We start from the raw sequence: 15947 nt of genomic DNA on the forward strand, positions 1-15947 counted from the left end.
GGAAGAGGCTGCTCTGACGCTTAGTTTAGCGTCAAATTCCGCTATAAGCTGTTGAGGCTGAGGGGGATAGCGCAAAAGGCAGCTCACCGGGGAAGCTGAGCTGCCGTTAAATAGGGCGGAAAAATCCTACTTCGCAGACTCCAGCCACTGATCCAGCACTTCGATATCATCCGGATTCAGCGTGCCTATCTGCTGTTTGAAACGGAACAGATTGGTAACGTAACCGAAACGGGCATTGGCATAGTCGCGCTGCGCGGCATAGAGCTGCTGCTCTGCGTTCAGTACATCAACGACGTTTCGGGTGCCTTCGTTATAACCCAGTTCGGTGGCTTCCAGGGCGGTTTCGCTGGACTTGATGCTCTGTGCCCTTGCCGATACGCTGAGGACGTCTGTGCGCAGGTTGCGCAGCAGGCCGCGGGTCTGCTGTGTTACGTCACGCAGGGTATCTTCACGGTTCTCCATCGCTTCGGTCAGACGGTACTCGGACTCAAGAATCCGGGAGCTGGTGCCGCCACCCTGATACAGGGGCAGTTTAAACGACAGGCCGATCGAGGTGGTTTCAATGCTGTCGTCAGTTGTGAAGCTGCCGTCATCGTAATCGTAACTGGCATTCAGGTTAACGGTTGGGGAGTGGCCGGCGCGGCTGATGCGGATATTTTCACGCGCGCTGCGCACGGAAGCGTCCGAGATCTGTATGCCGAGATTCTGTTTGCGGGCCTTCTCCAGCCAGGGTTTAGCTTCCGGAGGCTCCGGTGCTTCGATCGGGTAGTTGTCGCGCAGCGTTTCCACTTCGTTGACGGTACTACCGGTCAGCCGCTCCAGCGCATCATAGCTGTTGTCGAGATCCCCTTCGGCTTCGATGCGGGCGACCCGGGCATTATCATAGGAGGCCTGGGCTTCCTGGACATCAGTAATCGCGATCTGTCCGACTTCATACTGGGCGTTAACCTGATCCAGGCGGCGCTTGATCGCACGTTCCTGAGCCTGATTGGTTTCCAGGTTATTGATCGCCCGCAACACATTCAGGTAAGCATCGACGGTACGGAAGATCAGATTTTGAGCAGACTGGTCAAACTGCAGTCGTGCCTGCTCGCTGATCACTTTACCGCGCTGGAAGCTGTACCAGCGGGATGCGTCAAATACCGGCTGGGTCAGGCTCAGGGTCAGTCCGGTATTATCGAAGCTCTTGCTGTCGGTATCGTTCCAGGTCTGGTTTCCGCTCAGGCTGATATCCGGCAACAGACCGGCTTTTGCCTGAGGCAGTGTTTCAGCCGTCGCCCGGTAGGAAGCCTGAGCTGCGCGTAGCTGCGGATCATTTTTAACCGCTTCCCGGTATATATCAGCCAGTGTGCCGGCGCTGGCCGGCACCGCCTGCAGCGAGGCAACCAGCAAGGTCGAGACTGAAAAGGCTTTGGATAGTTTCACTTACGCATCCCCTGCAAAAGTTGTATCAGTCATTATTATGCATTAAGCATAGTGAACAAAGAGTAAAGGCGACCGCTATCGGTCGCCTGATCATTATTGCCAGTTTGGCTCTACCTCTTTGAAGGTACGTTTGCCCAGATAGCTGTATACCGTCGGAATCACAAACAGTGTCAGCAAGGTACCGAAGGTCATGCCACCGACAATAACCCAGCCGATCTGCTGGCGGGATTCCGCGCCGGCACCGAAGGCAATTGCCAGTGGCACCGCTCCCAGTACGGTCGCTGCGGTGGTCATCAGGATTGGTCTCAGTCGCAGGCTGGCCGCTTCAATCACCGCCTCCCGCAACTCTGTACCCTGTTCCTGCAGCTGGTTGGCAAACTCAACGATCAGAATGCCATGCTTAGTAACTAGACCGACCAGTGTGATTAAGCCTATCTGACTGTAAACGCTAAGGGAACCGCCTGAGTAATAAAGTGCGATCAATGCCCCGAAAATAGCCGGTGGTACTGACAGCATGATAACCAGCGGGTTTTTGAAACTTTCAAACTGAGCCGCCAGTACCAGGAAGATAAAGATCAGCGACAGTACAAAGGTGGTCTGCATGCTGTTGCTGGATTTCCTGAACTCCCGTGACGGGCCGGTGTAGTCAAACGTTGCATCGGGCGCAATTTCCGCCAGGCTCTGTTCCAGATAGTTAAGGGCTTCACCGAGACTGTAGTCCGGGGTCAGCAGGGCCTGAAACTTCACAGCCTTGACCTTATCAAAGTGGTTCAGCTCGCGTGGCGCAACCGTTTCGGTGACCGATATCAGGTTGGAAAGCTGAACCATTTCGCCATCCCGGGTGCGGGCGTAGAGGTCGGTCAGGTCACTGGGGTCACGGCGTTCGCGGTCGGAGACCTTGACGATAACTTCATACTGTTCACCGATCTTCTTGAACCGGGTGACTTCACGGCCCGCCATGTAGCTTTCCAGGGTATGGCCGACCTGATCAACATCGATACCGATCTCGGACAGCTTGTCGCGCTTCACATTGATGGAGAGCTCCGGCTTGTTAAGCTTCAGGTCGGAGTCCGGCTGGGCAAAGCCTTTGTTCTGCATGATCTTGCCCATCATCTGGTCGGCGATGCCTTTCAGGTCGTCATAAGTGCCGTTGTACTTCACCACGAATTCAACCGGACGGGAGATAAAGCTCTGGCCCAGAGAGGGCAGGTTCAGAGCGAAACTCATCACACCCGGGACGCCGCCATATAGCTGAGGCGTCAGCTGGGCAGAGATCTCCTGCTGCTTACGTTCACGATCTTCCCAGCGATCCAGCCCAAGGAAGGTCATGGCATTTGTTTCTGCCGGGAAGCCGACGATGGAGAAGAAACGGTCGCCTTCCGGAACCTGACTGACAATACCTTCTATCTGGCGGGAATACTTGTCGATAAAGCTGCTGGTGGAACCGTCCGGCGCCATCGCAAACACCAGGATATCGCCGCGATCTTCATAAGGCGCCAGTTCCTGCGGCAACTGCTGATAGTAGAACCAGCCGCCGTAGACGCTGCCTGCCATGATGGCGATTGCCAGCAGGCGGGAGCGCAGCACTTTGCTGAGCAGGGCGGTGTAGCCGCGTGTGAGGCCGTTCAGCATCCCTTCGATCAGGTTGAACAGCCAGTTGTGGCGCTTCTCATGCTTCAGCATCCGGGAAGCCATCATCGGTGACAGGGTCAGAGCGACAAAGGTAGAAACAACCACGGCACCCGCCAGCGTCAGGGCAAATTCCGTAAATAGCTTACCGGTGCGACCTTCACTAAATGCCACCGGCACAAACACGGCAACCAGTACGGCGGTGGTCGCCAGCACGGCAAAGCCGATCTCTTTGGCCCCTTTGAAGGCAGCCTGAATCGGGTGCAGGCCCTCTTCAACGTGACGGTAGATGTTTTCCAGCATCACGATGGCATCATCCACCACCAGGCCGATTGCCAGTACCAGAGCCAGCAGGGTCAGGGTGTTAATGCTGAAGTTAAAGGCGTACATCATGGCAAAGGCACCGATCAGCGACAGCGGAATCGTCACTACCGGGATCAGCGTTGCACGGATATTACGCAGGAAGAACAGCAGCACGATTACAACCAGGGCACCGGCCTGCAGCAGGGTGCTGTAGACTGACTTGATCGACTCATCGATAAAGATCGATGAGTCATAGGCGACCTCTACCTGCATTCCTTCAGGCAGGTTCGGGCGTATTTTTTCCAACTTGGTGCGGATGCCGCCGGAGACATCCAGCGGGTTAGCTGTGGATTGCTTCACCACACCCAGGGCAACGGCATTAGTGCCCTTATAACGCGAGATCTGGCGATCGCTTTCAGGGGCGATCTCAACCCGGGCTACATCACGAATCCTGACCGGATAACCGTCGGCATTACGAATGATGATCTGTTCGAACTCTTCGATGTCGTTGAGATCGGTCTTGGTCAGCAGGGTGAACTCACGTGCCTGGCTCTCAATGCGTCCGGCCGGCACTTCGATATTCTGCTGGCGCAGGGCGCCCTCGATATCCTGAGGAATGACGCCATAGGCGGCCATCCGGGTCGGATCGAGCCAGATACGCATCGCATAGCGGCGTTCACCGAAGATCATTACGTTAGCGACTCCGGCCACCGTTTGCAGCTGGTCGCGGACGCGCTGGTCGGCAATCTCGGTAATCTCCATGCTGTTGTGGGCACTGGAGGAGAATGCCAGCCAGATAATCGGCTGAGCATCGGCTTCGGTCTTGGCAATTACCGGCGGATCGACTGCATCCGGTAGCTGGCCGATGACCCGGCTGACGCGGTCGCGCACATCGGCTGCAGCATTATCCGGGTCACGGTCAATCTTAAAGGTGACGGTGATCTGCGAGTTCTCGGTCCGGCTGATCGAGTTCATGAAGTCGATCCCTTCGATGCCGGACAGGGAGTCCTCAATCACCTGGGTGATCTGCGACTCCATAATCGTGGCACTGGCGCCGGGGTAGGTGGTTTCTACTGTCACCACCGGCAGATCGATTTTCGGGTATTCACGGACGCTGAGGCGATCGTAGGCGATGGCGCCGATCAGCAGCAACAGTATGCTCATCACTGTTGCTAGCACCGGCCGTTTGATACTGATTTCAGACAATACCATGTTGCTTAATTCTCCTTCGCCAGTTTCGGCTGGCTGCCGTCAACATAGATTGGGGTGATCGGCATGCCCGGGAACAGTTTCAGCTGTCCGGCAGTGACGATCACATCGCCAGGATTTAGTCCGCTGGAGATCTGCACAATGCCCGGGCGGCGCTGACCCAGTACAACCGGTGCCATTTCCACGGTCTTGTCTTCTTTCATGCGCAGTACGAAAAAGCCGCTATCCTGCGGGATAATCGCCTGTTCTGGGATCATCAGGGCAGTTTTATCACGACTGGCTATCAGCTCGACCTTGGCAAACAGGCCGGGGCGCAGGGCGCCGTCAGTGTTTTTAATGCGGGCGCGAACCTGAATATTGTGGGCGCGGCTATCAGAGCCTGGCGCGATGGCATAAACCTCACCCTGGAAGCGCTGTCCCGGAAAGGCATCGATCTCTACTTCAATCTGACTGCCGGGTTTAAGGGTTTGCAGGTAGATCTCAGGCACCCGGAAATCGACTTTCAGGCTGCTGATATCGGTCAGCTCGACCAGCTCCTGTCCCGGATTAACATAGTCACCGGGGCTGACCAGGCGCAGGCCGGTGATGCCGCTAAAGGGGGCCTTAACCGTCATTTTCTCAAGACGGGTGCTGGCCAGTGCGAGCTGTGCCCGATCGACTTCCAGTTCGGCAAAAGCCTGATCGCGCGACTGTTCGGAACCGACACGTTTTTGCAACAGGTTCGTGGCCCGGTCATAGGCGATCTGGCTCAGTTTGACCCGCGCCTGTGCCTGTCGCATCTCTGCGGCGTAGATCGCCTTATCCAGCTGAAACAGCGGTTTACCGGCTTTTACCTGCTGGCCTTCCTGAAACAGGATGGTTTCGATCCGGCCGCTTTGCTCGGCGCTGAGTTTGAGTGATTCGTTCGCGCGCAGGTTGCCAACGACGCTGATGCGCTTGTCGAGTGTCTGGGACTGAACATGGACAACCTCAGCAGGCAGGCCCTGCGGTGCGCCATCTGCAGCCTGCAACGGTGCAGATGCGAGCAGGGTGGCAACAAGTAGTCCTTTTAATAGGGGGGGATTTTCCGTTCATGGGGTTTAAGCCTGTTGGGTTAGTTCAGATGCGCGGAGGATGCGCATAAAATTGTCACAGTGTGCGATCAGCGGATCGATCCGTTGTTCTACTTTCATGCGCAGGATTGCGCCTTGCCAGTGATCCCAGATCATCTCTGCCAGTTGTCTGGCAGAGAAATCGCTTCTGATACTGCCTTCTTGCTGGCAGAGCCTGATGTCACCTTCGATGGCGTCCAGAATGCGCGTGATGGATTCACGGATACACTGATGCAGGGCCGGAGATGCCTGTACGATCTCGCCGGAAAGGTTTGCCAGCAGGCAGCCGATCTTGTCCGGCTCATCCTGATGGCAGCAGATCGCTTCCTGTATCAGGCTGTGGATACCGTCCAGCCGGTTGCCGGGATAGAGCTCCAGGGTCTCGTTCCAGCGAGCCAGCTCTATGGCCTGATAGTGCTCGATGATTTCGATCGCAAAGGCCTCTTTGCTATCGAAAAAGTTGTAAAAAGATCCTTTGGGGATCTCACAGGCATCCAGAATCTCTTTCAGCCCCGTTGCGTGGTAACCCTGTCGGGTAAACAGCTCCATCCCTGTGGTCAGTATCTTCTCACGGTTATGTTCGGTGCGTCTGCCTTTGCTCATAAGAAATAGACCGGTCGTCTTAAAAACGTTGCGGCTATTTTAGTGAACAATAAATAAGTATCAATCTATTGTCTGTTGCAATTCTGCAATCAACTGTTGTCGTTGTGCTATTTCCGGGTTTGAAAGCAAGTCCCACGATTGTGGGACTTGCTTTGAATCGTGATTATAAGCGCTTCGGCTTATGCCTGAGGCTACTCGGTGACAGTGCTCTGCAGCATCTCCGAGAGAATCCAGTCACGGACTTCCTGCATGCCGTGTGTCAGTTGTCGGTTTTTCTGATACACCAGGTAGAATGCCTTGCCAGTGTCATGCTGCAGGTCAAATGGTATGGCGAGCTGACCATAACTGACTTCGCGCTCAACCAGCTGGATATCCGCCAGGGCGATGCCCACCCCCTCCATCGCGGCCCCCACCGCCAGTGAGGAGTTGGAGAAGGTCAGGCCCTGCGCCGGAGATTCATGGATGCCTGCCTGTGCCAGCATCTGGGACCACTCATGAGGACGCCGCTCAACCTGAATCAGGTTGTGCCGTAGCAGGTCCTTAGGTTCATTGAGCGGTTTGCTACCTTCCAGCAAACGGGGGCTGCAAACCGGTACCAGCACCATATTACGCAGGTAATGGGTTTCGACGCCGCGCCAGTTGCCATCTCCCATATAAACGGCCATATCGGTATCAGAGTGGGCAAAGTCTATCAGGCCGGTCGAAGCGGTCAGACGCAGCTCGACATGAGGATATTGTTCCTGAAACTTGCCCAGCCGGGGGACCAGCCAGCGGGTAAGGAAGGCCGGGGCGACACTGAGGTTTACTTTGCCGGCGTTGGGGGCGGCCATCAGACGACGGGTGGCACTGTCGATCTCATCTAAGGCGTGTTCAATCGATTTCAGGTATTTCTCGCCGGCCGCCGTCAGTAAAACCTGGCGCTTTTCCCGCCGGAATAGCTTTATTTCGAGAAAATCCTCAAGCGATTTAACCTGATGACTGACCGCAGACGGCGTCACATAGAGCTCTTCGGCTGCCTGGTTAAAACTCCCGAGACGGGCGGCTGCCTCAAAGCTTTTCAACGCATTGAGTGGGGGAAGGCGTCTGATGGCAAAAACTCCTATAGGTGAAAAAAACTCATCTTTCAGCTGAAAATCTGTCGTTTGTGGAAAGCCTTGTAAGACCTTAGTATAGCGCCAGCACTGAACGAGAGACACATTCAGATCGCACGGTTTTTAGGACTTCGCTACTTTTGAAGTCGCCTGCATCACTCAAGCTGTCCTCTCGCAAGATATTGTACTTTTATATTTTGATGATTTTTTCTTGGGGACCGTCATGTCACAGAATTTCGATGTAGAGCTGCGTGTAGATCAATTTGGACAACTGGACACTCAATACTACCTGCAGGAAGCTGAGCGTCTGCGTAGTGAAGAGATGGGCCGGATAATGGCCGCTCTGAAACAGCGTCTGAAAACGATGTTCTCTTTCAAACGAATTCCTTCACTGGAGGCTGTTTACGGCCACTGAGTCTCTGATCACCTTCCGCGGGGGATGGCTGAGGCCATCAATGGAAGGGGATTAAGGCAACTTCGATACATCCTTGTTGTTTTGTTTCGGGCCCACATTTGTGGGCCTTTTTTATGGCTGAAATTCAGGCATTAACGGATTTCAGCGCGGCAATAATCTGTATCGTCACTGCCAGAATCAGTAGTGCGGAAAAGGCGATCAGTCCTTCCGCCATCGTGATTCCTGATATTAGCTCCGGGGTGTAGCCGCAAGGCTCCCAGGGTTCGAAGATCACCGGCAGCCATTGGTCGAGGGGCAGCCAGGTGGGATAGCCTGAGTCCATCGTGCAGCTGCCTTCTATAGTGCCGCGCTCAACGCCCAGAGTGATCCATGAACGTTCAGCCAGCCCGGCTGCAGCGCCCAGCGATAAGATATGTGGTACCAGCTGTAATCGGTTAGACGGAATAAACAGTCCGATGACGGCAATGAGCATCAGTGCCAGTATCCAGGCACGGATATGCACGCAGAGCACACAGGGGCCGTAGTCCAGTCCGTACTGGAAGTAGAGCGCAACGGCTTCCATGGATAGTCCGGCGACGATGATCGCCACCCAGTAAGGTTTGCTGAGTGAGGTCAGCTTGCTTAGCATCTTTTTCCCCTGTGATTGCCGTTAATGGTGCTGCTGTGTGATTCTGAAAATACAGATCGGTTCCGCTTTTGGGTATATATCTTTGATTCGTACGGCGTTTTTTGATCTGTCGCAGGTAGTGATTTTAACCTGCTTTGGGCAAAAGAGGTGCCGGCTTTAAAAGCCAAAGCATAAAAAAGCCCCGCGAATGCGGGGCAAAAGACGGTTTAGAGCTAAGTGTTACTTTAGCTGCTAGGAGATAGCACTCTCAGCAGACTGGTAGTCGTATCCCAGATCACGGGCGACCGCTTCGTAAGTCACCTGTCCGCGGTGCACATTCAGGCCATCACGCAGGTTTGCATCGTCTTTCAGGGCCTGTTTGTATCCCTTATTCGCCAGCGCCAGTGCGAACGGCAGTGTCGCATTGGTCAGGGCAAAGGTAGAGGTGCGGGCAACACCGCCAGGCATGTTCGCTACACAGTAGTGAATTACGCCGTCCACGGTGTAAGTCGGTTCCTGATGGGTGGTAGCCTTCGATGTTTCGAAACATCCGCCCTGGTCGATGGCAACATCCACCAGTACCGCGCCATCTTTCATCTTGCCGAGCATCTCACGGGTGACCAGTTTAGGTGCCGCTGCACCCGGGATCAGAACTGCGCCGATCACCAGATCTGCCTGGGTCACTTCCTGCTCGATAGCATCCGCTGTGGAGTAGAGGGTCTTCAGTTGAGGGCCATACAGTGCATCGAGTTCTTTCAGGCGTGGCAGGGAGCGGTCGAGAATAGTGACGTCCGCACCCAGGCCAAGAGCCATACGGGCAGAGTTGATGCCCACCACGCCGCCGCCAATAACAACTACTTTAGCGGGAGCTACGCCGGGAACGCCACCCAGAAGGGTACCCAGACCACCCTGCGCTTTCTCCAGAGAATGCGCGCCAGCCTGAATGGCCATGCGTCCGGCAACCTCTGACATTGGTGCCAGTAGCGGTAATCCGCCGCGTGGGTCGGTCACGGTCTCATAAGCGATGGCGACGGCATCTGATTCGACCAGCAGGCGGGTCTGTTCAGGGTCCGGAGCCAGGTGCAGGTAAGTGAAGAGTATCTGGCCGGAACGCAGCATCTTGCATTCGTTTGGCTGTGGCTCCTTCACCTTCACGATCATTTCGGCTTTGGCGAAGATCTCTTCAGGGGTGTCGATAATTGTCGCCCCTGCGGCCTCATATTGTTCGTTGCTCAGACCGATGGCGCTACCGCCATCACGCTGAATCATCACCTCGTGTCCCGCAGCGACCAGTTCTCGGACGCCTGATGGGGTCATGCCGATGCGATATTCATGGTTTTTTATTTCTTTTGGTACACCAATCAGCATCTCGGTAATCCTCCGAAGTACAATGTTGCGTTCAGAAAGTAAATTCAGATTATCACTGCTTTCCTGGGTGTAACCTCTGTTTTTTGTTAAAGGTTTGGTTCTATTTTCTGTAAAATTGGTTTTGACAGAATGATTTCCAAACAACCTTAACCTTTGGTGTTGTTTAAAGAATAGACCGATTATTGCGATGTCGGGTTGGCGGGTGAAAACAGTGGCCGCAGCGTTATAATGACGCCTCTCTATTCGCCGCACTTATTTATCGGACACTGCATTCTGCTACGGGTGGTCATGTCTCTAAAAATCAAAATCCTGCTGCTTTCCATTCTTCCGCTGGTGTTGGTGACAACCGTGGTGACACTGATCAGTCTGAAGGAAGCCCGACAGCTGTCAGAGCAGGAGCTTGAGACATTTGAGCGTAATCTGTTAGAAGCCCGTCAAACAGAACTCAGAAACTATGTGACTATCACCCTGGCATCGATTGCGCAGATTGTTGCTGACGGCAATCCACGTTCAGTTAAGACCCGGCAAGATGTCCGTCATCTGTTAAAAACCCTTAATTACGGTGAGGATGGCTACTTTTTTGCCTATGACAGCCGGGGGAACAGCATAGTGCATCCCTCGCAGCCAGACCTCGAAGGGCGCAACCTCTACGATATACAGGATGTGAAAGGGCAGTACGTTGTGCGGGACCTGCTGCATATTGCCTGGGATGGCGGGGGCTTCCATCAATATACCTGGCGAAAACCCTCCAGCGGGAAAGAGGAGGAGAAGATCAGTTATGTTGTCAATGTGCCTGGCCTGAACTGGATGCTTGGAACCGGTATCTATATAGAAGATATCGCCACCGATGTCGCGAAGATCCGTAAAGACGTGGATCATAATATCCGTAACACCTTTTTTACCGTTCTGGTGATTGTGACGGGTGCTGTAGTGGCCGTTGCATTGCTGGGGATTGCTATCAATGTCCGTGAGTACCAGATGGCTGACCTTCGCCTGCGGAAACTGGCCCATCGCTATGTACAGGTTCAGGTTGACCAGCGTCGCCAGTTTGCGCGGGACCTGCACGATGGAATCAATCAGTTGATGGTCTCGGTGAAATTTCGCCTGGAGCTTGCTCGGGAGAAGCTGGAAAAGGGCAATATTGCGATAGAGCGTGACCTGGATAAGGGGTGTGAGGTGCTGAATATGGCCATTCAGGAAGCCCGCAGGATATCGCATGACCTCAGGCCGAGCTTGCTGGACGATATGGGGCTGAGAACGGCATTGGTAAATCTGATGGAAGATTTTGAAGAGCGCAGCCCTGCAGAGGTGCGCTGCCGGGTATTCCTGCCGGATCACCCGGTACCGGATGATATTGAAATCTCGATCTATCGGATGGTGCAGGAAGCGATCAGCAATATTGAGCGGCATGCCAAGGCCCGTAACGTTTCACTGGATGTCTGGTATCATGACGAGCGAATCTGGATTGAAATCAAGGATAACGGTGTCGGCTTCGATACCGACCTCAACTCAGAAGGGATTGGCCTTATTCATATGCGGGAACGGGCAGAGTTATTGAGTGGTGATTTCTCGTATAATAGCCGGGTGGGCATCGGCACGCGGATAAGAGCCTATTTTCCCGCTACAATAAACGCGGCAGACCTCGCTTGATCGGAAGAGAATATGAGCAGTAAAACAATAATTAAAGTCCTGTTAGTTGATGATCATCCTCTGGTTTTAGACGGTATTAGCGCGCGCCTGGAGGGGAGCGAAAACCTGGATGTGGTCGGTACCGCCGGGAACGGCCAGGAGGCCTTGGAAAAGGCACTGGAACTGAAACCGGACGTGGTGTTGATGGATATTTCAATGCCGGTGCTGAATGGCCTTGAAGCATCCTCCCGATTTCGCGATGAACAGCCTGATGTCAAAGTGTTGATTCTCAGCATGCATGACAACCGCGAATATATTGTGAAGATGATTCAGAACGGTGCGGCTGGCTATGTATTGAAAGACGTGTCCTCAGATGAGCTGATCAATGCCATCGAAACAGTATTCCAGGGCGGAACTTACTTTAGCGCAGGCGCATCGCATACTCTGTTTAGCCAATTTGCGGATGAGGCGGAACCTGAAGCTGAACCTGTAAATGTGCTGACCCGGCGTGAGGAAACCGTCCTGAAGCTGCTGGCGGAAGGGCTCTGTAACAAGGATGTCGCCCGGCAACTGAATATCTCGGTCAGGACAGTCGAAACACACCGCCAGAATATTAAGAGTAAGCTCAATATCACCACTGCTGCGGGGTTGACCCGATTCGCCATCGAGCAGAAGCTGATTACGCTGACATAAGTTAAAACTACAGATATAAAAAAACGGGCTTTTCAGCCCGTTTTTTTATTGTGAAATCAGTAAATAATTGGCGTCAGTCCATGCTTCTCGCCGGCTTGCCGAAGTCGGCCGTCACTTTTGATATCGGCAACAAAGCGATTTACACGCGCCAGCCATTCAGGTTGTCCTTTGGCAACGGCATAGGCGTACTGAAATTTGCCGCCGCTTTGTGATAGCGGCGTCAGCAAGCGTGCCCAGTCGTAGCTCTTCAGTACTTTCTGGCCGTATGGATAGTCGGTAATAAATACATCCGCACGACCTGAGCGAACTTCCGCTTCACGCTCGTAGGGGCGGTTTACAACGCTGATCTCGGCGTGTTTGAGCGTATTGCGCATAGCTGACTCCATATAGGTGCCTTTCTGCACGCAGACAACAATGTCGGGCCTATCGATCGATTCCCAGCTGGTGATTTGCTGGTGAGTCTTGGTCGTGATGCCATACATGCCGCTCGCCATATAGGGCTGGCTGAAATCAAGCCGTGCAAGGCGGGATTTGGTTCTGCCAATACCAAACATGCCTATATCGCAGCGGTCAGACTCGATATCGTCCATAAAACGGCCAAAGTCGGTAAATACCAGTCGGGTTTTAACTCCCAGGTCTTCAGACAATGCCCGGGCCATATCGATATCCAGTCCCTGGATGGAGCCGTTCTTATTGTTGCGATAGCTAATGGCAAAATATTCCGGCCAGACACATACCTTCAATTCACCGCTGTTTTCAATGCGAGACTGGCGAGAATCTTCGGCATAGGAGGGGCTGGCTAAGAGTAGTAGTACTGAGCCGACCATGACGTCGGTCAACGTTGATCTTGAATGTTTTTTGTAGACTTCGCGCTTCATAACGGCCTTCATCCGAAGATATGAGTAAGAGGTTTTGATTTTTGAGTCAGGTGTTGCGCACGGGGTGCCTCAGAATATAGTAGTATCTGATAGGATTGGTAGAGTTTACTTTACAGGCGGTTAGCCGTGCTTTTTACTCTGTAACTAAGTGTCCGCTGTATCCTCTAGTAAGGCACGGATATTATCCTAAAGAAAGACTAGCTTACTCAAACCTTGTACGGTCGAGAGTGAGTCAGATCAAATTTTGTTCGTATTACCGCAGTTGGATTGTGCATGGATGTAGTTGTAGAGAAGTTAAATGCCACCAGGGGATATATAAAACCCCATCTTGCGGTGCTTATGTTCACACTGACAATTGCATCGGGTTGTTTTGCCCTGATGTTGTTTGTGCTGGAGAAGGGTGAGCAGCGTGCAATATTTGAACAGAAAGATAAAACCCGCCTGTTAGCTCATGCATTGGAGAATACGGTTATACGCAGCGTGGAGGATGTCGTTGGCCGCTTGCGTGTAATGGGGGAGACGCTTCGCATATCGCCTAGCCTGATCCAGCAGGACGCATCCAGACTTGGCGTGCTGATGCGGGATCTGTTGCCTTTGGCGCCCGGACTACGTGAGCTGGCAGTTCACCTGCCTGACGGGCGTTGGGTTGCCTCCAGTCGTATGAAGGCGCCAGATGATATTCATCTGTCAGCTTCCTGCGGGCAGCAACTATTAAACAATGGATTGAGTGCTTTTCTGGTAAGTGAGCCGCAGGGAGGGCGCTATCTGGGCGATCTGGCTGATGGTTCTGGTCAGTATCATATTCCGTTGTGCCTGGAGGTGCTGAGTCTGGAAGGTGAAAGCCTCGCCATTGTCACTGCCGCTATGAACCCCGCCTATATAAAGGAGCTATTCCGACCGGCAGTGGAATCCAATCCGGTGGAATTGTCTCTGTATCGTTATGATGGCGCGCCTCTGGTGTCTGCAAAGAGCGGTGATGAGGGCAGTAAGTATAACGCCTATCTTGATGAGTTATTTGCAACACGCTTGTCTCGTCAGGAGTTTGATACCTACGAGCGGGTCGTTGTCGCTGATTCACCGGATCAGTCAGATGCTCAGTTTGTGACCTCATATCGTTCTACGTCACCGCTTCCGCTGGTTCTTATCGCAGACCTTGATCTTCGGCAGGGACTGGAAACCTGGCGGGCCGAATCCAATATCATCTTCTGGATTTTCCTGGCATTGATTCTGGCGGTAGTCACAGGTGGATCCGTATTGATGATTGCCTTGATGAGAAAGCATCGTATGGAGGCCGAAATTACGCTACTGACGGCTGCGATATCCAGTGCAGCGAACGCAATCTTTATTACAGATGCTTCTGGCCATATTCAGTGGATTAACAATGCGTTTGAAAAGCTAACAGGCTGGACCATCGAAGAGGTAAGAAACCGGACCCCCAGAATTCTCAATTCCGGTGAGCATGAGTGGCGGTTTTTTAAGGAGCTGTGGCAGACAATTCTGCAGGGCGAGGTATGGCGTGGGGAGATTACAAATATCTCCCGTCATAACAAAGCAATGATTGTTGAACAGACCATTACGCCGATCGTCAACGATAGTGGTGTGGTGACCCACTTTGTTGCCGTGCATGAAGATGTGACTGCCCGGACGCAGGCCGAACGTAAGGCCAGTTTCCTATCCCAGCATGACTCACTGACCGGATTACCCAACCGTCGTGCATTCAGCCATCACGTGAATGATATATTGCATCAGTCGGTAAAGCGGCGGGTTGCGCTACTGCTGGTGGATCTCGATCACTTTAAAACGGTTAATGATACGCTGGGGCATCAGGCAGGTGACGAAGTGCTGCAGACGGCAACCAGACGGATCAATAACCTCCTGGCCGATAATATGATGCTTGCCCGTTTGGGGGGAGATGAGTTCGCTATACTGATCGATTCCTGTGGTGCGGAATCTGCCATGGTCGAGTTGGTTGAGAAAATACTGAGTTCGCTGGCGCAGCCTGTGGCACTGGGTGAAAGCAGTTTCCGCTTGTCGGCGAGTATTGGCATTGCTTTCGGTGAGGTTGGTGAAGCTGATAGTAATACGCTGCTGAGGCAGTCTGATCTGGCAATGTACCGAGCCAAGCATATCGGACGCAGTACCTATAGTGTGTTTGACGATGATATGGACTATCTGATCCATCGCCATGTCGATCTGGAGCAGGGGATGCGCCAGTCTCTGGTAATGGGGCAGGGCTTCTCGTTGGTCTATCAGCCTATCATGTCCGCTAAGAGTCTGAAGCCAGTTAAGGTTGAGGTGCTGATGCGCTGGAGTAACCAGAACGGTGAACCGGTCTCTCCAGGTGAGTTTATACCGGTTGCAGAAGGGGTCGGGCTGATCACGGATATTGGTCACTGGCAGATGAAAGAGCTGTCCAGGCAGTTATCTGAGTGGCGTTATGGTCCGATGGCCGAGCTTCAGGTGGCGCTTAATATCTCTACGGTTCAGCTATCACGCGATGCTGTTTCACAACTGTTGCTTGATGCGATGGCCGGGGCAGGTATTCCATTTTCTCAGCTGGTGGTCGAAGTAACAGAGACGGCCCTGGTGACTAATAACGAGAAGATGCTTGAGAACCTGCGTCTGCTTAGGGATGCTGGTGTACGGCTCTCGATAGATGACTTTGGTACCGGCTACTCCTCTTTGAGTTATATCCGCGAGCTTGATGCCAGTATCCTGAAGATAGACAAGAGTTTTGTGGCCGGTATAGGGGAGAACAGTAGTGACGAAGAGATCATACTGGCGACTATTGCACTCGCTAAGAACCTTGATATCGAAATCGTAGCTGAAGGTGTAGAGACTGAGCAGCAGGCTGTCTACCTGCGTCGTGCCGGGGTTGATTACCTGCAGGGTTACCTCTATTCCAAGCCATTGCAGCCGTTGTTGCTGGAGGCTTATATCGAAGATTACCGGCCTGCAGACTCAGTGCCTTTAGTAGCTGTAAATACCGATTGAATCGTCGGTCGG

The 15947-nt window shown here is 53.2% G+C and carries 12 protein-coding genes; 4 read left to right on the forward strand and 8 right to left on the reverse strand.

Annotated features, from left to right (window positions below; all coding sequences use genetic code 11):
* Nucleotides 1-126: 126 nt before the first annotated feature.
* The 5 genes from Q354_RS0100235 to gcvA form a co-directional block, all read right to left on the reverse strand.
* Nucleotides 127-1425 carry a TolC family outer membrane protein gene (locus Q354_RS0100235; protein ID WP_027855851.1) on the reverse strand — a complete coding sequence of 433 codons (1299 nt, stop codon included), beginning with the start codon at nt 1423-1425 and terminating at the stop codon, nt 127-129.
* Nucleotides 1426-1518: 93 nt separating this feature from the next.
* Nucleotides 1519-4569, reverse strand: coding sequence for an efflux RND transporter permease subunit (locus Q354_RS0100240; RefSeq protein ID WP_027855852.1), 3051 nt, complete (start codon nt 4567-4569; stop codon nt 1519-1521).
* A 5-nt stretch (nt 4570-4574) separates the two neighbouring features.
* Nucleotides 4575-5576 (reverse strand): efflux RND transporter periplasmic adaptor subunit, encoded by a 1002-nt coding sequence (locus Q354_RS0100245; RefSeq protein ID WP_245600954.1) that lies wholly within the window; start codon nt 5574-5576, stop codon nt 4575-4577.
* Between the two features lie 69 nt (nt 5577-5645).
* Complete coding sequence (locus tag Q354_RS0100250) at nt 5646-6260, reverse strand: TetR/AcrR family transcriptional regulator (RefSeq protein WP_027855854.1); 615 nt, start codon at nt 6258-6260, stop codon at nt 5646-5648.
* A gap of 191 nt (nt 6261-6451) precedes the next feature.
* Nucleotides 6452-7387, reverse strand: coding sequence for a transcriptional regulator GcvA (gcvA, locus tag Q354_RS0100255; protein ID WP_322786124.1), 936 nt, complete (start codon nt 7385-7387; stop codon nt 6452-6454).
* Between the two features lie 187 nt (nt 7388-7574).
* Between gcvA and Q354_RS0100260 the strand changes: the two genes are divergently transcribed.
* Nucleotides 7575-7766, forward strand: coding sequence for an RSP_7527 family protein (locus Q354_RS0100260; RefSeq protein WP_027855856.1), 192 nt, complete (start codon nt 7575-7577; stop codon nt 7764-7766).
* Between the two features lie 124 nt (nt 7767-7890).
* Here Q354_RS0100260 and Q354_RS0100265 read toward each other — a convergent pair whose 3' ends face one another.
* Together Q354_RS0100265 and ald are read right to left on the reverse strand one after the other, a co-directional pair.
* Complete coding sequence (locus tag Q354_RS0100265; protein ID WP_027855857.1) at nt 7891-8394, reverse strand: disulfide bond formation protein B; 504 nt, start codon at nt 8392-8394, stop codon at nt 7891-7893.
* A gap of 231 nt (nt 8395-8625) precedes the next feature.
* A complete protein-coding gene (gene ald / locus Q354_RS0100270) occupies nt 8626-9741 on the reverse strand; it encodes an alanine dehydrogenase (protein WP_027855858.1) in 1116 nt (371 codons plus the stop codon).
* 288 nt (nt 9742-10029) lie between these two features.
* Between ald and Q354_RS0100275 the strand changes: the two genes are divergently transcribed.
* On the forward strand, nt 10030-11391 hold the full coding sequence (locus Q354_RS0100275) for a cache domain-containing protein (RefSeq protein WP_036228124.1): 1362 nt from the start codon (nt 10030-10032) through the stop codon (nt 11389-11391).
* A 12-nt stretch (nt 11392-11403) separates the two neighbouring features.
* Nucleotides 11404-12063 (forward strand): response regulator transcription factor, encoded by a 660-nt coding sequence (locus Q354_RS0100280; protein WP_027855860.1) that lies wholly within the window; start codon nt 11404-11406, stop codon nt 12061-12063.
* 56 nt (nt 12064-12119) lie between these two features.
* Here Q354_RS0100280 and Q354_RS0100285 read toward each other — a convergent pair whose 3' ends face one another.
* Nucleotides 12120-12941 (reverse strand): substrate-binding periplasmic protein, encoded by an 822-nt coding sequence (locus Q354_RS0100285; protein WP_211252174.1) that lies wholly within the window; start codon nt 12939-12941, stop codon nt 12120-12122.
* 339 nt (nt 12942-13280) lie between these two features.
* Here Q354_RS0100285 and Q354_RS0100290 point away from each other — a divergent pair, with 339 nt between their 5' ends.
* On the forward strand, nt 13281-15935 hold the full coding sequence (locus Q354_RS0100290; protein WP_027855862.1) for a bifunctional diguanylate cyclase/phosphodiesterase: 2655 nt from the start codon (nt 13281-13283) through the stop codon (nt 15933-15935).
* Nucleotides 15936-15947 lie beyond the last annotated feature (12 nt).

It is taken from the genome of Marinobacterium jannaschii DSM 6295, from assembly GCF_000620085.1.
Lineage (GTDB): Bacteria > Pseudomonadota > Gammaproteobacteria > Pseudomonadales > Balneatricaceae > Pontibacterium > Pontibacterium jannaschii.

Excerpts from the sequence above, each read along its gene's own strand:
- ald (WP_027855858.1), bottom strand. The coding sequence starts at position 9,741 with ATGCTGATTGGTGTACCAAAAGAAATAAAAAACCATGAATATCGCATC.
- Q354_RS0100250 (WP_027855854.1), bottom strand. The coding sequence starts at position 6,260 with ATGAGCAAAGGCAGACGCACCGAACATAACCGTGAGAAGATACTGACC.
- Q354_RS0100275 (WP_036228124.1), top strand. The coding sequence starts at position 10,030 with ATGTCTCTAAAAATCAAAATCCTGCTGCTTTCCATTCTTCCGCTGGTG.
- Q354_RS0100285 (WP_211252174.1), bottom strand. The coding sequence starts at position 12,941 with ATGAAGCGCGAAGTCTACAAAAAACATTCAAGATCAACGTTGACCGAC.
- Q354_RS0100260 (WP_027855856.1), top strand. The coding sequence starts at position 7,575 with ATGTCACAGAATTTCGATGTAGAGCTGCGTGTAGATCAATTTGGACAA.
- Q354_RS0100280 (WP_027855860.1), top strand. The coding sequence starts at position 11,404 with ATGAGCAGTAAAACAATAATTAAAGTCCTGTTAGTTGATGATCATCCT.
- Q354_RS0100265 (WP_027855857.1), bottom strand. The coding sequence starts at position 8,394 with ATGCTAAGCAAGCTGACCTCACTCAGCAAACCTTACTGGGTGGCGATC.
- Q354_RS0100240 (WP_027855852.1), bottom strand. The coding sequence starts at position 4,569 with ATGGTATTGTCTGAAATCAGTATCAAACGGCCGGTGCTAGCAACAGTG.
- Q354_RS0100290 (WP_027855862.1), top strand. The coding sequence starts at position 13,281 with ATGTTCACACTGACAATTGCATCGGGTTGTTTTGCCCTGATGTTGTTT.